We start from the raw sequence: 19,208 nt of genomic DNA on the forward strand, positions 1-19,208 counted from the left end.
TCCGAAATTATAACCTGACATCAGGTCAGTTCCTTTGAGCCTGACCGATTGCACTGCATGCTGCTGCCAGCACCAGACAGCTGGTCAGATACTCAGTTGTTCTTATAGCTGAGAACAACAGCCGTACCGATTTAGCTCTCCCGTCACGATGAGAACTCCTGAACCGGTTACACGCAATGCCGGCCAATATCTTCCGTTATATTCGAAAGATCCACGCAAGTTACTGAAGTGCGAGGGACGCAATGTGTACCTTGAACGAACTGAAGTCAGCGGAACCCTGAAGGTTCGATTCCATAGCGTTCAGAAAACTGCTTGCTGAAGCTCGATAGTGAATTGTAACCCACCCGCCCCGCGACCGTTTTTACCGGCAGCGTCGATGTCATCAGCAGGCGGAGAGCCTCCGCGATACGTGCATCGGCGATAACTGAGCGTAAGCTGGTTGACTCACTGGCCAGGTGGCGCCGAAGCGTGGGGCCACTGAGTCCCGTCAGATCTTCAATTTCAGCAGCACTCCAGGGATGAGCCGGTTTGTCCGCTACCATCTGACGGATTTTCATGGCCAGACTTGGCTGCCGGGCTCGCAGCAAAGCATGGTATCCCATGCCATAAAGCCAGAGCACCACTTCAACCATGGCGTGCAGGGAAAGCGGACGCTTCCCTTCCCGCATTGCGGCTGTCCAGCGGTTAAGGGGTGAAAGAAGAGCTGATACGGAAATGGCTGCGATGCTGCCGGTGTCCTGTGGTGGTGGTGCGGCAAGTAACAGCCTGGCTGCTTCAAGCTGTTCCTCCGCGAGCACCACGCTCAGGGCAACAAACTCACCACTTTGTTCTGAAGGGGCATATTCTATATCGATGCTACGGGCATTCGGGACGACCATAATCTCGCCCGGGATCACCCGGTGCCATTTCTCATTTTCACGATACCGGAATTCTCCTTCCAGCGGGAAGGAAAGGGTCGCACCTTCCACCTCGAACTTCTTTACCTGATGCGTCTGTTCTGCGCGAAGGCAATCGCAGGGAAGTGGAAAACGGGAGCGTGCCAGGGTAAGAAGCTCAGCGAGGAGATCATCAACGGGAGAATCGGAAAAGCTGACTGTTTGCATATTCATCCGGAATTTGACTTTGACCGCTATTATACGTCGCCATATACAAAAGCATACAGCGACGCGTGCGGTTGTCTATTCCCGGATGACAAAAATCAGGCCGATTATAGTTATTGCCATACCCACAAGCATGGGCAATGTAATGGCCTCTCCAAACAGCAACCACGCTTCAGCTGCCGTGAGAATGGGAACCAGGTAAAAGTAAGTAGCGACTTTGGTTGCTTCACCGCTTCGTATCATAAAAATCAGCAACATAATCGCCAGAACCGATACGCCAATAACCAGCCAGCCCAGACCCAGCGCAAATGATAAGCTCCACTGCGTCGGAGCAGATTCGAACATCAGGCTAATTGCACCCATCGATATTGTCAAAGTGACGTACTGTAAAAACGTGTTCGCAAAGATATGTCCATCTCCCTGAGCACGGCGCTGATAAAGCGCTCCGATCGTTACGCCAAATAACCCCAGCATGACCGACCCAAAAGCCACAGGATCCAGTGCAAAACTATGCTGGCCTGGCGAGAGCACCAGGAAAACGCCCGCAAAGCCAATCGCAATACCCAGCCATTTCCGGGGATGCAGGGACTGACGGTGCATGAGTGAAACCAGTATTGCAGTCAGTACCGGCTGCAGGCCGGTGATGAGCGCCACAATGCCTGACGGCATGCCACGATGGATGGCATAAAAGCATCCGCCCAGAAAGAAGCTCTGCAGGAAAAGTCCGACAATCAGGTTGCGAACCATTCCTCTGCCGGACGGAAAACGGGCCCTGAACCCCAGTGTAAGCAGCAGAAGGACCAGACAGGAAAATGCGCCACGCAGGAATAAAAGATGAAACGGCGCGCTGTACTGCACGGTAAATTTGGCTGCGACAAACCCTGACTCCAGAGGAATACAAAAAGCCAGGGCGCAAGAGTAATGAGCCATTTTTTTGTGAGGCAGTGATATTCATAGTATTGCAGGTGGGTTCTTGTCGGGCGATATGAAAGGGGATCTTCCCGGTCACTATTGTGTGCACCGGGAAGGAAGGTGATCAGACTGCGGGTGACCACAGGTCGTAATTCAGTGCGAAGCTGTTACCTTCACGGATAACCTTACCGGTAGTAGGCAGGTTGAAGTGCATACCACTGACAGCCAGGTTATCGCTCGCTGCGCGGTCAAGCACTTTGCTACGGATGGCCGCCGCCGCCGCAGGATCGCTGTCGAACGCGATAGTAACGTCAGGCTGAGCAACCTGAATGTGCGGGAAGTGAACAATATCACCCCAGATGAGCAGCGACTCTTTTTCATCACCCAGCAGATAACCGGTATGTCCTGGTGTATGGCCGAACAGCGGTACAGTCTGAATACCTGGTAAAATCGCTTCCTCGCGGAATGGCACCAGTTTGTCGTCATAAGCGCTGAAGGCGTTCCTTGCTACTTCAAAGAACGGCTTGAATGCGTCAGGCGCGCCAGCGGAAATGGTTTCATCACGCCAGAAAGCGAGTTCTTTCTCATGCACAAACAACTGCTGAACATTGCGGAAAACGGGAGTCTGCAGGGGGCCTGCAAGCCCGCCGATATGGTCAGGATGCGCGTGAGTCAGGAGAAGGGTATCAATCTGAAGCGGGTCAATGCCTGCCGCGGCCAGGGCTACCTGAAGCCGACCGCCCCAGCCATTGATACCTCCGGCACCACTGTCAATCAGGATGGTTCGCTCAGGCGTCTGGATAACGTAGACGTTGATATTAATACGGGGTACTGCTGGCACACCGCGCTTCTGCAGTAAATCCTCGGCACGTGAGCCGTCAATACCAGACAGCAGCTCAAAAGATACGTCCAGATAGCCATCACTCAGCATGGTCACAGTCATGTCACCTACTTTTTTGCGATTGATAGCCGGGGCCTGCCAGTTCAGTTGTGAAGTCATATTGGTCTCCGTTACGATTAGAGGTCATCAGGTTTTACTTTAGCAATAGTAACGAAATTTCTGGTTCGAACTGCTCATCCTGCTACGTAAACCGCTCATTCTTAAAATCCGGAGCACAGCAGGTTATATTGCTTTTGCCTTTCTCATGTAAGGTGTCGGTATTATCTTTACCGGAGCCTGTAATGGACATTATTGGAATTATCATGTCGGCGGGAAAAGCCTCTGACCAGTCCTCAAGCACCCGACAATAGTGTCCCGCCTCAATCCCCGCCAGGGCAGAAGACTCCGGCAGGTAGGCCAGGCCGTAGCCATCTTTTACTGCCTGAAGCATTGGATAAATGCTTGAAAAAGTAAGCTGCCCGTCCACTTTTTTCACAATCTCCCCCTGCCTGACAAATTCCCAGCCATACAGCGGGCCTGTGGGTGACAGACGTATATTGATGCAGTCATGTTTTTCCAGCTGAGAGGGATGTAGCGGCAGACCTCTTTCTGCAAGATAGGTGGACGATCCAATGACGACAAACCGTATGTCCGGTGCGATTCGGACGGCCACCATATCCTTTAATATGTCATCACCAATTCGGACTCCGGCATCAAAATTGCCCTCAACAATGTCGACAAAACCGTTCTGCTGCGACATTTCCACCTTGATATCCGAATATTTTTTTAGTAACGGTGACAATCGTGGCCAGAGACATTCATGAATCATGTGATCTGATACCGTAAGTCTGACCAGCCCAGCCGGTGTATGGCGCAGTCTCTGAAGAGCTGTCACGCCCGCTTCAATGCGCGCAAGACCGGGTTCAAGCGTCAGTAATAATTGTTTACCGGCTTCGGTGACAGCCACCCGCCTGGTTGTACGCATAAGTAACGGCATGCCAACGCGCTCCTCGAGACGACGTATCGTGTGTGAAAGCGTGGATGCCGAGATCCCGAGGCGGACAGCAGCCCGTGAAAAACTGCACTCCTGTGCTACTGCCATGAATGCAACATAGTCATTAAAATCGTGACGCATACCGTTCCCGTTCAGGATCTCCGATAACATTATCAGAACCATTTAGGTTCATGATGCCGATTCTGTGAGCCATCAGGCAACCCCCCCGTTCCGCTCATCCGATCATAATTTTTATAAATCTAGATATTGGTAAATCTCAATATGTGGAATAAAGTGTCGTGGTTCTGCGGCTACATCGGCCGAACGACGACATGCCAGGTCGTAAATGCTGAGACATGGCGTTTCAGTGATATTGAAAATTCGCTATATCAGGATATGTAATGAAGACGAAAAACCTGTTCTCTCCCACCAGACTAGGTCCCTACACCCTGAAGAATCGTGTTGTACTTCCGCCTTTAACCCGCTCACGGAGCTCACAACCGGGTGATATTCCGAACGAACTGATGGCTGAATATTACGCACAGCGCAGCAGTGCCGGGTTTATGGTGACCGAAGGAACACAAATCGAACCTCGTGGGCAGGGTTATGCGTGGACCCCGGGGATCTACAGCTCACGGCAAGTGGAAGGCTGGAAGAAAGTGACGCGGGCAGTGCATGAAAAAGAAGGCATCATTTTTGCCCAGCTCTGGCATGTCGGAAGAGTATCCCATAACTCCCTGCAGCCATGTAACGCCTCGCCTGTCGCTCCGTCGGCGATACCGGCAGGGGAAAACGTTAAGGTATTCATCGAAACCGGGCCGGGAGAGGGTGCGCTGGCTACCGCTTCCTGCCCCCGCGCACTGGAAAAAGAGGAAATTAGTGAGATTGTCAGGATGTACGCCGGGGCAGCTCAGAACGCCCTTGATGCCGGTTTTGACGGTGTGGAAATTCACTGTGCAAATGGATACCTGGTTAACCAGTTCATGTCATCCCATAGCAACAAAAGAGAGGATGAATATGGTGGCTCATTACATAACCGGCTGCGGTTTCTGCGCGAAGTGACGCAGGCTGTCGCTGATGTGGTCGGTAAAGACCGTGTGGGAGTCCGTTTTGCTCCGCTCTTTCAGACCACGGATGAAGTAAGGGTCTATCTTGGCCTGGTGGAAGATGATCCCCATGAAACCTATACCGAAGCCGTTAAAATTCTTGAAGAAATCGGAATAGCCTATATTTCTCTTGCTGAAGCCGACTGGGATGATGCTCCCGAATTGCCTGAAGCATTCAGAGCTGAAGTCCGTAAGTTATTCAGCGGTGTAATTATGTATGCCGGGCGATATACGCAAGAAAAAGCCGAACGGATTATCGGTGCTGGCTGGGGAGACATTATCGGATTTGGCCGCCCGTTCATAGCTAATCCGGATTTACCGCAGCGCCTTTATCATGAATGGCCACTGAATCCGGTCGATCCAACAACCATGTATGGTGGAACGGCAAAAGGCTACACAGATTATCCCGCCTTTGGCTAACCATTCTTATGAGCATCAGCTTTTCAAAAGCTGATGCTTAACGTAGAGAAGTATCGTAACATTGCAATTCCTCAATGCGACAAGTGACAGAGTTTATGCCTGATATTGATTTGAATGACGTGATTAAGGCGCTGGGAAACCCTGTTAGAAGAAAAATTCTGCATATGCTCAAGGAACCGAAAATACACTTCCATCAGCCTTATGCTGATGCGGACGAGTTCGGTGTGTGTGTCAGTATCATTCAGGAAAAGGTCGGGCTCTCACAGTCTACCGTTTCTCTTTACCTCTCAGCTCTTCAACGGGCACAACTTGTTACTTCTCAGCGCATCGGTCCCTGGACGTACTACAAACGTGACAATGATAAAATAAGGGTTGTTCTTGAGTTGCTGAAAAATACAATCTGATACAGGACTGAGCACATTCAGTGTAACAGTACCGGGGGTTCGTACTTGCGATCCCGGCAGGCATTCCATGAAAGCGCACTAATTCCTCAATATCAGGCTGCAGACCGGTCATAAGAGGCTAATAGTTTTGCAAAATATCCACCAGTTTGGGTCAAATCACTCTGTCGGTTGGTGTGCATACTCGGTGCAAGGACCTGCAGATATTTAAGATGGCGGATAGCTTGTTACAGTGCCGCTGATGACATTCCGACCCTGTTGCCGTCCGGGTAAGATAATACCTCTGACAGCGGTCATAAAAGCCCAACATAATTGTCTTTCGAGCCATATATTAATCGCTCATCGCGCTCTCTTTTTCGAAGAGGTGTCACTTAATCATGATCGGTCAGTACAAAAAGACAGTGCTTTTCCAAATTCCGGACGGTTGTATGCGAAAACGGTGAAGCTCAACAAATGGTGTCATCGCTGTGCAATGCTCTGCGGGCTCATTCTTTCAGTTAACTGTTTGGTTACAGCTTCAATGAAGTATTTCAGTTAATTCACAGCGAGGGTTTGAGGAAACCACGCTGTGATTACCCAACGCTCATCCGGAGCATCCGGATTGAACTGTCGCTGGAGCTTGTTGGGCGACACGATACTGGCCTCGCCTTTACATGCCCTCGGGCTCCGGTATCCGACCTGAGCCTTTATCCCGACACGTTTCATCAGTCGCCAGACTCTGTTCACTCCGCACTGTTGCCCGCTGTCCCGCAGATCCAGATGGATTTTGCGATAACCATAGACGCATCCCGATTCCAGCCAGAACTGTTTAATCTGTCCTGTCAGTCTCAGGTCTGCCTGATGGCGTTGTGAATGCGGCTGCTGAAGCCAGGCGTAAAAACCACTGGGATGTTCATCCAGCACCCGACAGAGCAGGCGAACAGGCCAGCAATAGGTGTTGTCACGAATAAAGGCGTACCTCAGTCGGACAGCTTTGCGAAGTACGCCGCGGCTTTTTTTAATATGTCCCGTTCGTCGGTAACCCGCTTCAGCTCTTTCTGAAGACGGCGGATCTCGGCCTGAGCATCTGACTGTTCTTTATTAGTGGAAGAATCCGGACCGTAGTTCTTTATCCAGGCGTAAAGGCTGTGGGTGGTGATATCGAGACGCGTTGCAACGCTGGCAACAGAATAACCGCGATCAACAACCTGTTTGACTGCTTCAATTTTAAACTCTTCAGGATAACGCTTACCGCTCATGGGCACCTCTCTTTAAGTCATCTTAAATGACTCTGAGGTGTCTGTTAAACCTGTGGCGATTCACCTCGCGTCCTTCCGTTCAGTATAGCCTCAGTCCCTGACACCACCCGAGAACGGAATGACGTCCCCTTTCTCCCTCCCGGTGTTGCGTTCAAGCTCCCTGACATACTGCTGTAAAAGTATAAGGTTATGTAACAGCTCTACATTTTCAGCCATCATCTTTTTGATTTCTTCCCTCAGCTCATTTCTCTGACGGCGATACTTTTCTTTCAGCTTGATCTGCTGCTCAATGCCCTGCTCATCAACCGGCGCGGTGCCCTGGCACGTTTTTTTCAGACTGCGGATAGCCTCCCTGACCTGCCTGTACTCAGGACAGTTATAATTCAGGGTGCCGTTTGCCAGCCCCGCTCGTTTTTCCACAGCATACTGGCTGATACGCTCCCCTGATAACATCAGTTCCCTCAGGGCCTGCTCTGCTCTTGCCTGTGTTTTTTTAACCCCCGACTGTTCGTTCGTCATGCTCTATTCATCCTTTTCAAAAAAACGGACAGCATCTGCATAAAAATCTCTCTCAAGCATCAGAAAATCCCTGTCAGCCTGAGGAGCATTATTTCGCACGGCAATCTCCAGAAGGTTGTCATAATGAGCCATCCTGCGTTTCCACACGGGAACAGAATCAGCTCCGGCCAGCATGTTCTCACATCCCGGATTGCAGGACGCTGACTGAACAACCGCCTTAAACTCGCAGTCATGGCCATTCATGCAATAAAAACCGTTTCCAAGAGATACCAGTTTTTGCCCGCCTCGTTTAGCCATGCTCATCGCTTTTTTCAGTGTAGGAAACGTCATCTGATGTAAGTGCCCACCTCTCTGGGACATCAGTAACTTCCCGCCTTCGCCATAAAGCAGGCCTTCATGCTGATAAGAAACAGCCCTGGAAGCTGAGAGTTCGGTATCAACCCTCTCAATCTCGGCAGCGAATGCCTGAGGGATCGCCCGGCTAAAATGCGAAGCGTTGAGTGCACCGGACATATACCACTCCGTCATGCCTCTGATTAAGTGCTTAAACTGCCGGATAAGATCATTAGTAGAAATCAGATCAAGACGCCTGAGGTGTACAGCAAGTGAACGGCGAAACTGATGGGTTCGCAATGGCCAGAAAGCCCCCTCCCGAATCTCCATCGCAACGCGTTCATCATCACGTATGTTTGGATTTAAAAGCCTGAACTCATCAATATGGTCACGTCGGATGAACAGATGGTGTCTTTTCACAAATTTCTTTGCCCACTCAGTCTGGCGCTGCGTCCCCATAAAAGAGAGTTTTTGCTCCGAGAACCACGACCTGATATTTAAAGACAATGGAACATTGTCCAGCGTCTTCCCGTCCAGGCCTGTCATGATTTGATTAATTCTGCGTAAATGCTGAAAAGGCTTTTCCACATAGCGACAAACAACCCAGTCTTCGTGACTTCCACCTTCCGGGGCGAACTTATGCAACACCGAACGAAGTCCCAGGATATCACCATCATAAATCAGTGAACCGTGCATCACGCCAAGCACTTCGCTGTGTCTCATCCCCGACATGGCCTGTATCACATTCATGACTTTTAACGTCAGCTCAAAATGCCAGGTGTTCAGCTTTATGTGATCAACGCCAATAAAATCAGATCTCCAGCGCTTATTTTTATGTACCGAGAACCAGCCCTGCATCCCGGGGCCAAGTGTCGCGAAAAGCGCCCGAATTTCCCCGGCAACAATATTGTAGTAATACGCGGCCCGGTAATCCGGTATGCTTTTTGCTGTCCCTCTTTTACGGGCTTCCAGCATCGACGTATAGTAAGGCGAATCATAAAAACCGTTTATGATAGCGCACAGCCGGGAAAACCCGTCAAAATCGAAATCACTGATTTCAGCATCCAGTTCAGTAATCAGCCCTTCCCAGACAGACATCATAAGACTGAAAGGCATACAATATGTCTGGTTTGAATCATCCACACTGTTGTAACTGTCGAAGCTAATATCAGGAAAGTAACCGTATTTTCGAAGACGGGTATGACCTGTCAGCGAGATATCCGCCAGGTCCATAAAGTAATTACGTAATGTTCTTTCAGAACGCTTCCTGCCGTGCTCATCCTCCTCCTTCATCTTTACAATGAAAGCATTCCGGACAAGCGGAAAACGAAGCTGAAACAGACTGCGATACCCCATAGACTCAATAATACGGGCTCCCGCCACAATGTTTGCACATTTCCGGATCAGGGACTGCGTCTTCGCGGTCCTGCCGACAATCCAGAGCAGGCTGGCTGAGATGATTTTGGCTTCAAGACGCAGTTCAGGATCCCGTATGCCTGAAAAATTAACGGTTCTTAACGTTTCACCAATATGGGTTCTGACATAGCGATTGGTCCAGACATCATCCCTGAAATAAATATTCAGCGTCTCCTCATTGATAAAACGCATATCATGTTCATCTGAGCTGGCGATAACCAGGCAGTTATTCAGACGTTCAAAGCTTTTGTTTTCTAGTGCCTCACAGATGATATCCTCAGTCGGAAACTCATCCCCTGAACGAAGCGGCGTTCCGGCAGGAAACTCCGCCATTCGACTACGGCTTACCTCTTTTTTCTTCAAATCTGCCATACCGGAGCCACACCTTCTCGCTGAAGTTTAACGCGCGCTTTTTTCAGGGTCGCCTCATCTACCAGCCCAAGCCGTAAATCAATCTTCAGGAGTAACGTTTCATAACGCTCCACAGCATTGACCGAACCGATGTACAACGGTTTTCCATACTCGATAGCATGCCTGAATGACAGCAGGAGCCATACAGACTCCAGCGTTTCCACAACGCAACTTTTTGAACATTCGACACAATGAGAAAAATCCGCACAAGCCTTTGGTGTCCGGCCAAATCGTTTTTGCTTTTTTATAAAGCGCAATTCAATATCTGTAGGCGGCTCCTGCGATCGACATCCCAGGCCATTCAATAAAAGATCCACACCCTCATCGCTTCCACGCAGATCGATCCCCAGCTCATCAGCAACTTTTACCCGCTCGGATAACGCACGTGTCGCAATCCCCTGATTCATAAGCGTATCAAGTGCAGCACTGAAGTTTTCCTTCGCCCCCTGTGGGTTACCTGCAGCATAATTCCGCCTGTAAGTGCCCCAGTTATGCTGTGCTTTTTCCGCCGTAATCAGACCATTCTTTAATGTTCTGTCCGTATACTGCTCAGACGTTTTGCGCAAGCCAGAAACGGTAATTGATGGAAGCGAGGGATTAAGCTGCCGCATCGTGGCCCACGCCCCCTCAGAGTTAGAAAATTTAGTCAGATGACTGGGATTAAGAGAATAAAGCTTACGGAATTTCACCTGCGGCTCACTCAGAAACAGCGCCTGTACCGGAGGGAAGTTATCTGCGGAAACCAGATAGTTAACGATGTCGTCCCTGAGCCTGATAAAAGACAGAAACCAGTAATAGCCCGCACGTTTGGTCACATACTCCGATTTACCTATCGTCAGACGTATATACTTATTCGCTCTCCCCTTATAAACATAATCAGTGCTGATACCCTTTTCATCCAGATGTATATCATCCCGCGTCAGACCCAGAACCTGAGAGGTGTTTCCCCATGTGTGGTAACAGAACAGAAAAAAAGAAGTAAGAAAGTAATTTTCCAGAACGTCCCTGATGATGATCTCTGCCCTGCTGACCCCGTTCTCTCCCGGATACCGGAAATACGCTTCATAAACAGGTGCCAGCAAAGACGGTGAGAAATGCCGCACCCCTTTTTCCGATTTAGCGATATGCTCCCGGATACATCCCGCAAGGAACTCATTCATGGATGACAACTGCCTCAGGATCTCGGAAAGTTCATTCCTGGTATAGCTATCCCTTCCCTGCTGCTGATACGTTCCTTTCGGTAAGAATTCATATTCATACCGCCTCTGAATCTGCCCGCCCGTAAGCAAAAACCGGTTGACCACGGACAAGTAGTGTCTTGCCATCCTGACTGAAATTTTTCGCCGACGAATATCGTTCATGAGATGTTTAATATACATTTCAACGCCTTCAGCCGTGCCATAGTCATACTGATTGACTGACTGCCATATAAAAAACATATTGAGATAACGGAAAATGGTTAACCTTCCGGCGGGACGGTAAGACAGAAGAAATCGTTTCAGAGAGGCAATAAAATCGCGTTTTTCAGGGCGGGCAAGATGCGAATGTTCACTAAACCATCCGGGGAGCAACACATAATCTGAAAAATGAGCCTGAAGATAAACGTCAAGTAAATAATATCGGTTCAGATCCCGCTGAGTGATGTGTCCGCTGACCGTCTCCCATGACAGCACATTTTCGGCCATCCACGTTATCTGCGTTTCACTCCGGCTCATATATGGCTCCATCGCGACCTGCAGCACCGTCAATCAATGCGTCCATGACCCCGGCGACTGCATCAGAAATCTGGTTTTGCTGAAGAAAGACGATGTATTTCATCGTCGTATTTTCGCTTTTATGGCCCATCCAGTATTTTACTGTACCCAGCGCATTTGCGGCCTGATCGGGATAGCAACTCAGTGCCGAGCGTAAAAAATGGGTCGCAAACGTTGCCCGCAAATCATGGGGTTTATGTCTGAACACATTTCCCGGAGCAGACCGGGCCAGGCGATGGCGAAAACTGTACCAGCGGGAGTAAAAGGCTTTTTCAGACATCCGTTTCCCGTTTGCCATTAAAAATAAAGGCTCGTGCCGCCCTTCCCCACCCTGTCGTGCACGCCATTTTTGGATCTTCTTTTCATACTCCTCATCCGCCAGATAATCCAGAACCTGCTCGTACAATCGTCTGGTGATGAAGAGTTCTCGCGTCATCCCAAACTTCGTATGAACTCCGCATCTCGGACCAATATGAAGCCCCCTGATGGTCAACTCAGATACAGGGACACTGGCAAGGTACTCTTCAGTAAAGAGTGACGACGGCAGGGTCAGCATTTCATCCAGCCGTAACCCACAATTTTTCATCAGCACAATCATTAAACTGAACAACCCGGACTCAGATTTCAGTGCCTCATCCAGGATATGAACCTCTGCATCATTCAGTGGGTTGATTGTCCTTTTTGTTGTGCTGGTTATCCTGATGGCAAGATCCGAACTTATCACCTTGCGTCGCCCGTCAACGACTTTTTCGACCAACGTAAAAAATGAGCTGGCAGCCAGCTCACCACACTTGCCCAGAAATACGTAAAACCGTCGGATAACGCTGATGTACACCGCCGCGGTGGATGAGGCGATGCGCCCCTGCCTTACGGCCCCCAGAAGATACTCCCTGAAGCCATATGTAGGGCTTTGGTATTTCAACGTTCCCGGGGTGAAAGGGTCAAGTCCGTTATCCTCCAGCCACCTTATCCAGCGTAAAAATGCCCGGGCTAAAGGCTTTAAATCCCTGGCCTGCAGGATAGCTTTATCCATAAGATAAAAGTGTACATATCGGCTCAGTTTTCGATTCTGGATGCCGCTAATATAAGGTATTTCAGCATACAGAAATCCGGGTTCAAATTTCAGTTTCGGCTCTGTTGCATCCAGTTTGCTGACACGCCCATAACGCGCATGAATGTTAGTGATTATCCTCACAGTCTGTCGCCCTGAAACGCCACCTCATGCCTACACTATAAATCCGGAAGAAGAAAAAACAAACAACCAGGTTGCCGGGAGTGAATATGCAAATCAGGAGGAAAGTAAAAGATGTAACGACACCATCACGATGCAATACATTGACCTCAACACGTTACCCGGACCATACGTGATAAACATCACAAATCCTTTGAGTGAAGAACTTAAGATGTGATTTTCATTTCCCGGCACAAACCGTGCCCTTAAAAAACAGGCAACGGATACATCTTAATGCCAGAAGTAAACCTTAATTGATTGAATACAGCCTGAGTCCATTGCAAAAATAACACACAGGGTAAATTCGCATATACAGAACCCAACGAAAAGCAAAAGAAACCTGTAACACATTTCGTTTACCTGTCACTTTCAATTGTAAAAGCCAGCAGAAAAAGCGCATATAACTATATTTATCCCTGCGGGGACTTTTGTTTGTGCTATATATTTTTTACAGAGAACCGCAACGCGTCCAAACACAAGAATATATTTACCTCTGGAAAATGGTCTGACTCCCTTTCACGTGGTTGTAGTGACCTGTTCTGTGATTCATGTAATGTCTTTTCTGGATGAGGAAAATATGTCATCACTGATATTTTATACAGACGAAGCACAAGCACTGATTGTAACAGATACCCTTGCCGTCACCGATAATGGGGAGCCGTTATCTTTTGTTTCCAAAGCAGGTTACATCCCCCAGCTAAGAACCATCATAGCAGGTACGGGGGCAGGTGGATTTTCTAACACCTGGTTGCTTGAAGCATCAACCAGAATGGTCGTATCAGGTATACAAAATCTCAATTATCATACATCGGCCTGTCTAAGGAGGCTGTGGAAACAATACAAGCATGACCATGCAATTCCCTCTTCTTCAACGGTGACAACCAGTGTTTATCAGTTCGCAATTTGCGAGGAAACAGGAAATATCGTTTCGTTCGCCTATCGCTCAGTCCATGATTTCGAATCAGAGCAATTACAATACGGAACAGGAGTAAAACCTGAGTGCCAAATCCTGGATGGGGATTTGTTGCAGACAATTCCTGTAATGATGAATGAACAAAGGGCTATACAGGCGACATACTCACACCCGGAACGGATCCATATTGGCGGTGAGATGATTGCGCATTATCTGACATCATCTATGTATCAATGCTTTAAGATTGGGGAATTTGAGGATTTCAGAACTCAGGGAGAGTATATATTGAGCAGGATTTAGGCAAAACGCGGTTCAGATAAAGTGCTTTTAACAGGCTTGCTGAACATTAAAAGGATATCTCTCAATTACGATGAATAGCTTGAATTCTAAAAATAGAAAAGTAGAGTTTAACTCTAAATACATAAAAACAAGAGTAAACGAACAGCCGCCGAAGCAGCCGCGCATGATGTTGATCGAGAAGCGGATCATCTCATACGCCGGGATACGGGCGTTACCGTACGCCGGGTGCGGCACGCGCTTGTACGGCAGCGCAAAGACGCTGTCCATCTCTTCGGTGGAGAGCGGGATCGCCGGCGGGTTAATCCAGATAAAGCGCTCGCCGTGCTTCTGCATCAGCGCGCGGGCGCAGCCCGGGTTGGTTTCATGGTGCAGAATACGGGACGCGTGCGCGTAGAGCACCTTGTCGGCTTTCACCTTCTCGTAGGAAGGCAGCAGCACGTAGGTCTTTTCCCACGGTTTCGGGCGCGGCGGCTGCACAACGATAGCCTTCGCTTCCGCTTTTTTCGGCTCAACCGGCTTGTTATCGGCACACGGCAGATCTTCGCCGTACGGATGCGGGATCGGGTCGATTTTGCCCGGCATATCAATGATGCGGGAATCCACCCCGCTCCAGCCCGGCAGCGCCTCTTTGACCATAATGGCGGTATTGCGCACGTCGCGGATGCTGCTCACCGGCTCACCCTGCGACAGACGGTGCGCCACTTCCACCAGCGGACGCTCGCCGTTACCGTAAATCAGCATATCGGCTTTGGAATCCACCAGCACCGAGCGGCGAACGGTATCTGACCAGTAGTCGTAGTGTGCGGTGCGGCGCAGGCTCGCCTCGATGCCGCCCAGGATCACCGGGACGTCTTTCCAGGCTTCTTTACAGCGCTGGGTATAGACCAGGGTTGCGCGGTCGGGGCGTTTACCCGCCACGTTATCCGGCGTGTAGGCGTCGTCATGGCGCAGCTTGCGGTCGGCGGTATAGCGGTTGATCATCGAGTCCATGTTGCCTGCGGTCACGCCGAAGAACAGGTTGGGTTTACCCAGACGCATAAAGTCGTCTTTGCTGTTCCAGTCAGGCTGGGAGATGATCCCCACGCGGAAGCCCTGCGCCTCAAGCATACGGCCACAGATGGCCATGCCGAAGCTCGGATGGTCAACGTAGGCATCGCCCGTGACCAGAATGATGTCGCAGCTGTCCCAGCCCAGTTGGTCCATCTCTTCCCTGGACATCGGCAGGAATGGCGCCGGTCCAAAGCAGGCCGCCCAGTACTGGGGCCAGGAGAAGAGGTCACGATCCGGCTGGATCAGGGAAATTGCGCTCATAATGCTTCCGAAGAAAAAATAGACAAAAGGAGCGGGATTATACGCTGTTCATCCGCCAGATTTGAAGAAAAGGATGCAGGAAGCAGGCAGATATTCGTGGAAGTCGTTAAAATACGGCGCCCTGATAATTTTGAATCATAATATTCACTATATTTTCCGGTGAGTTGCCCCGGAACGTGTTATTGCGCGGAGCTCTGTCGTGAAGCCCAACGATTCGTTACATGTATCCCAGCTGCGGGTTGTCCTTCACCTCTGCGGTTTTCTGGTTCTGCTGTACAGCCTTTCCATGCTGCCGCCGATGGTGATCGCCCTGCTGAATAAAGAGCGGACCTACTTTGCCTTCCTGACCACCTTTTTAACCTTTTTTACTCTCGGAGGGCTAACCTGGCGGGCAACCCGTCACGCCGGCATACAGCTTCGCACCCGCGACGGGTTTGTGATTATCGTGCTGTTCTGGCTGCTGTTTTCATTCATTAGCGCCATGCCGCTCTGGATGGATGACGGGCTACAGCTCTCCTTTGCCGACGCGCTCTTTGAAGGGGTTTCCGGGATCACCACCACCGGGGCAACGGTGATCGGGGACGTCAGCGCCCTGCCTAAGTCGTACCTTTATTACCGCGCTCAGCTGAATTTTATCGGCGGGTTAGGCGTCATCGTGCTGGCCGTCGCGGTCCTGCCGCTGCTGGGCATCGGCGGCATGAAGCTCTATCAGTCAGAGATGCCGGGGCCGTTCAAGGAGGAGCGTCTGACTCCCCGCCTTGCCGATACCGCGCGCACGCTGTGGGTGACCTACTTCGCGCTGGGCGTGGCCTGCACCCTGGCCTACTGGCTGGCGGGAATGTCATTTTTTGACGCCCTTTGTCACGGGCTGTCGACCGTGTCGCTGGGCGGGTTCTCCACCCGCAGCGAGAGCATTGGGTTTTATGACAGCCACGCGATTGAGCTGGTCGCCGGGGCGTTTTCACTGCTCTCCGCGTTCAACTTCACCCTCTGGTACGTCGCCATTGTCAGACGCACCCTGAAACCGATTCGCCGCAGCCCGGAGGTTAAATTCTTTCTGAGCGCCGCCGCGGTGATTATTGTCATCACCGCCTGGCAGGTCTGGCATGCCGGGATGTACAACGCCACGGATAGCCTGGTGCACGCCTTCTTCCTTGCCAGTTCGATGATGACCGATAACGGCCTTTCGACAGCCGACTATGCCCAATGGCCCGCACACACCATCTTCCTGCTGTTGAGCGCCAGCTTTTTTGGCGGCTGCGTAGGCTCGACCTGCGGCGGGATCAAAGCCCTGCGTTTTCTCATTATGTTCAAGCAGAGTATTCAGGAGATGAACCAGCTGGCGCATCCGAGAGCGCTGCTGAGCATTAAGGTGGGCAAAAGCGTGGTGAATGAACGCGTCCTGCGCTCGGTATGGAGCTTCTTTTTTCTCTACGTCATGATCACAGGCTTTTTTGTCTGGTCGCTCAACCTGATGGGCTACGACCTGTTTACCGCATTCGCAACGGTTGCCGCCTGCATCAACAACATGGGGCTGGGGTTTGGCGAGACGGCGTCGACGTTCGGCACGTTAACCGAGGGGGCAAAACTGCTGATGTGCGCGGCGATGATCCTGGGGCGTCTGGAAATTTACCCGGTGCTGATTCTGTTCTCGCGCTTTTTCTGGCGGGCATAAAACATTCCCGGCGAACCGGGAATGACAGGATTATGGCGCAGGGTTGATCAGCATCTGCCCCACGGAGCCCCTGTCCATCATCTCCAGCGTCTGGCTGTGGAACAGGAACGGGAAGTGCGGCCACGAAGGCTGACCGTAATAGACAAGCAGTTCGACCTGACCGTCCACCCAGACGGTATCTTTCCAGCCGCGGTCTTCCGGGAACGGCATCGCACCGTTGACGTTGCGGATCAGGAATGCCACCCCTTCAATATGGAACGACTGCGGCATATCTGAACGGACCGTCCAGCGCTCCCAGGTGCCCTGCTGCGCGGTAATGTCGATGCGGTTGACGTCCCACAGCGCGCCGTTGATGCCCGGGTCGTCGCCCAGGCTGATATCACGGCTGCGCACCGGCGAGCCGCTCATGATCTCCTGCGGCAGCAGGCGCATTGGCAGGCTATCGGTCACCAGCGGCAGCAGGCCGGTCGGGCGCAGGGTCAGCACCAGGGTCGAGACAAGAATGCTCGACGGTTCAAAGAACCCGCGAATGCGGTCCACAATGCTGGCCGCTTCACCGCAGGTGACAGACACTTCATCCCCATTGGTCATATCAATGAGAACCTCTCGACGTTCGCCCGGCGAGAGCGCCAGCTGTTTGACGGACACCGGGGCCGGTAAAAAGCCCTGGTCGCCGGAGATCACGTGCAGCGGACGGCCATCGCTCATTTGCAGCTGATAGCGGCGCGAGTTAGACGCGTTGAGCAGACGCAGGCGCACCCAGCCGCGCGAAACTTCCACATACGGGCTTTGCGCGCCGTTGACCAGCAGCGTATCGCCGACAAAGCCACCGCTGCCCGGCTCGCTGTATTCTGGCGTACCGAAATTATCCAGACGCTTGTCCTGGATGATAATCGGGAAATCATCCACGCCGTAGTGGTTCGGGATCGGCAGGGATTTGCTGACCTCATCTTCCACCAGCCACATTCCGGCCAGGCCGTTATAAACCTGCTGCGCCGTGCGGTTAGGCGTGTTGGCGTGATACCACAGGGTGGCCGCGCTCTGGCGAATCGGCAGAACGGGCGCCCAGTCGGCGCTGGGAGACATCATTCGCGCCGCGCCGCCAATTAACGGGCCAGGCACCTGCAGGCCGCTGATGGTCATGGCGACATTTTCAGGGGTACGGTTACTGTAGATGAGCTTTACGTCATCGCCATTCCACACGCGTATGGTCGGCCCAAGGTAACGTCCGTTAATGCCCCAGACCGGCGCGCGCGTCCCCTGGGTAAAGGACCAGTGGCTACGCTGCAGCGTCAGGAAAAGCGGCTGACCGCGACGGGATTCAATTAATGGCGGAATGGGCAGCGGCTGTTGCTGCCCGGCGGCGCTGGCTGTCAGCGGCATCGCACCCGCACAAAGGGCGATCCCGGAAGCCTGAATAAACTGACGCCGACTGAGTGACATATAAGCTCCATCTGAAACGACTAACAACGCGGGAATTCGTTTTCCCTTCAACGCCGGATTAAATCTTACCGGCGGCTTCTCTCTCTGCGACTTCTTTGTCGAGCTGCGCAATATGCTGAGCCATCAGCTCACGGCAGTGCGCTGCCAGCTCGCGCACCTGGTCTTTACCGTATTTGCTGGTATCGACGGGTGGCAGCATTTCGACAATCACCAGCCCGTTATTCAGGCGGTTAAGATTAATCTTATTCGAAGTATTGGAAACGCACACAGGAATAATTGGAACACCTGCCGCAATTGCGGCATGAAACGCACCGGTTTTAAACGGCAGCAGGCCGCGGCCGCGGCTGCGCGTTCCTTCCGGGAACATCCAGATTGAGATTCTGCGCTTTTTAAAATGATTGACCACTTCCGCAATGGTGCTGTGCGCTTTCGCACGGTTGTTACGGTCGATCAGCAGGTTACCGGTCAGCCAGTACAGCTGGCCAAAAAACGGGATCCACAGCAGGCTTTTTTTCCCCACCGTCACGGTCGGTGGCAAAACGATATTTGCGGCGGTCACCATATCGTAATTGTTCTGATGGTTGGCGATATAGATGGCGTTACCGAAATTCTCCGCCCCTTCAGGCAGACGTTTTTCAACCTTCAGACCAAACAGCGGCGCAAGGCGACCGAACATATGGCCGAAGGTGGCAACATGCTTAGGATTACGCGGACTGAACAGGCAATAGATGCAGCCGAAAATACAGACCAGAATGCAGTAGATAACGGTAAGAATAAGACGAACAATATATAGCATAGCGACCTCTGAAGCCCCAACAGCTGACAATTATACTTCACCTGTGGCCAGGTAA

At 51.3% G+C, this 19,208-nt stretch carries 14 protein-coding genes and 2 pseudogenes; 4 read left to right on the top strand and 12 right to left on the bottom strand.

Features of this window, described 5'->3' with window-relative positions:
* Positions 1 to 266: 266 nt before the first annotated feature.
* The 4 genes from HB664_RS22440 to HB664_RS22455 form a co-directional block, all read right to left on the bottom strand.
* On the bottom strand, positions 267 to 1,103 hold the full coding sequence (locus tag HB664_RS22440; protein WP_023279881.1) for a helix-turn-helix transcriptional regulator: 837 nt from the start codon (positions 1,101 to 1,103) through the stop codon (positions 267 to 269).
* A gap of 75 nt (positions 1,104 to 1,178) precedes the next feature.
* Positions 1,179 to 1,958: a DMT family transporter gene (locus HB664_RS22445; RefSeq protein WP_048702732.1), complete on the bottom strand. Its 780-nt coding sequence runs from the start codon at positions 1,956 to 1,958 to the stop codon at positions 1,179 to 1,181.
* Positions 1,959 to 2,136: 178 nt separating this feature from the next.
* Entirely contained in the window at positions 2,137 to 3,012 is an 876-nt protein-coding gene (locus tag HB664_RS22450; RefSeq protein ID WP_017384065.1) for an MBL fold metallo-hydrolase, read from the bottom strand.
* Positions 3,013 to 3,094: 82 nt separating this feature from the next.
* Positions 3,095 to 4,027, bottom strand: coding sequence for a LysR family transcriptional regulator (locus tag HB664_RS22455; protein ID WP_158002126.1), 933 nt, complete (start codon positions 4,025 to 4,027; stop codon positions 3,095 to 3,097).
* A gap of 260 nt (positions 4,028 to 4,287) precedes the next feature.
* On the opposite strand from HB664_RS22455, the gene HB664_RS22460 reads away from it, so the two are divergent.
* Positions 4,288 to 5,412, top strand: coding sequence for an alkene reductase (locus HB664_RS22460; protein WP_023279877.1), 1,125 nt, complete (start codon positions 4,288 to 4,290; stop codon positions 5,410 to 5,412).
* A 95-nt stretch (positions 5,413 to 5,507) separates the two neighbouring features.
* Positions 5,508 to 5,816, top strand: a complete 309-nt coding sequence (locus HB664_RS22465) for a helix-turn-helix transcriptional regulator (protein ID WP_032415288.1) — start codon at positions 5,508 to 5,510, stop codon at positions 5,814 to 5,816.
* Between the two features lie 546 nt (positions 5,817 to 6,362).
* Here the strand turns inward: HB664_RS22465 and HB664_RS22470 are convergent.
* The 5 genes and pseudogenes from HB664_RS22470 to HB664_RS22490 form a co-directional block, all read right to left on the bottom strand.
* Positions 6,363 to 7,051 (bottom strand): annotated as a pseudogene (locus HB664_RS22470) (IS3 family transposase); the annotation flags it as partial.
* A 90-nt stretch (positions 7,052 to 7,141) separates the two neighbouring features.
* Positions 7,142 to 7,570, bottom strand: a complete 429-nt coding sequence (locus HB664_RS22475; RefSeq protein ID WP_017384060.1) for a hypothetical protein — start codon at positions 7,568 to 7,570, stop codon at positions 7,142 to 7,144.
* Between the two features lie 3 nt (positions 7,571 to 7,573).
* A complete protein-coding gene (locus tag HB664_RS22480; protein ID WP_017384059.1) occupies positions 7,574 to 9,691 on the bottom strand; it encodes a hypothetical protein in 2,118 nt (705 codons plus the stop codon).
* A complete protein-coding gene (locus tag HB664_RS22485) occupies positions 9,679 to 11,445 on the bottom strand; it encodes a hypothetical protein (protein ID WP_007897920.1) in 1,767 nt (588 codons plus the stop codon). Before HB664_RS22485 ends, HB664_RS22480 begins: the two co-directional genes overlap by 13 nt.
* Positions 11,432 to 12,679 (bottom strand): site-specific integrase, encoded by a 1,248-nt coding sequence (locus HB664_RS22490; RefSeq protein WP_007897923.1) that lies wholly within the window; start codon positions 12,677 to 12,679, stop codon positions 11,432 to 11,434. Before HB664_RS22490 ends, HB664_RS22485 begins: the two co-directional genes overlap by 14 nt.
* Before the next feature lie 613 nt (positions 12,680 to 13,292).
* Here HB664_RS22490 and HB664_RS22495 point away from each other — a divergent pair.
* The gene (locus HB664_RS22495) at positions 13,293 to 13,928 is read left to right on the top strand and encodes a hypothetical protein (RefSeq protein ID WP_023279901.1); all 636 of its coding nucleotides are present in this window, start codon (positions 13,293 to 13,295) and stop codon (positions 13,926 to 13,928) included.
* A 135-nt stretch (positions 13,929 to 14,063) separates the two neighbouring features.
* On the opposite strand, the pseudogene HB664_RS22500 reads toward HB664_RS22495, so the two are convergent.
* Positions 14,064 to 15,239, bottom strand: a pseudogene (locus tag HB664_RS22500) (YgiQ family radical SAM protein); the annotation flags it as partial.
* 199 nt (positions 15,240 to 15,438) lie between these two features.
* Here HB664_RS22500 and HB664_RS22505 point away from each other — a divergent pair.
* Entirely contained in the window at positions 15,439 to 16,914 is a 1,476-nt protein-coding gene (locus HB664_RS22505; protein ID WP_033146649.1) for a TrkH family potassium uptake protein, read from the top strand.
* A 30-nt stretch (positions 16,915 to 16,944) separates the two neighbouring features.
* On the opposite strand, the gene ftsP is transcribed toward HB664_RS22505, so the two are convergent.
* Positions 16,945 to 18,357 (bottom strand): cell division protein FtsP, encoded by a 1,413-nt coding sequence (gene ftsP / locus HB664_RS22510; RefSeq protein WP_023309186.1) that lies wholly within the window; start codon positions 18,355 to 18,357, stop codon positions 16,945 to 16,947.
* A 58-nt stretch (positions 18,358 to 18,415) separates the two neighbouring features.
* Entirely contained in the window at positions 18,416 to 19,153 is a 738-nt protein-coding gene (gene plsC / locus HB664_RS22515) for a 1-acylglycerol-3-phosphate O-acyltransferase (RefSeq protein ID WP_023333413.1), read from the bottom strand.
* Positions 19,154 to 19,208 lie beyond the last annotated feature (55 nt).

Origin of the sequence: Enterobacter sp. DNB-S2 (assembly GCF_019443845.1) — a bacterium.
Classification (GTDB): Bacteria; Pseudomonadota; Gammaproteobacteria; order Enterobacterales; family Enterobacteriaceae; genus Enterobacter; species Enterobacter asburiae_B.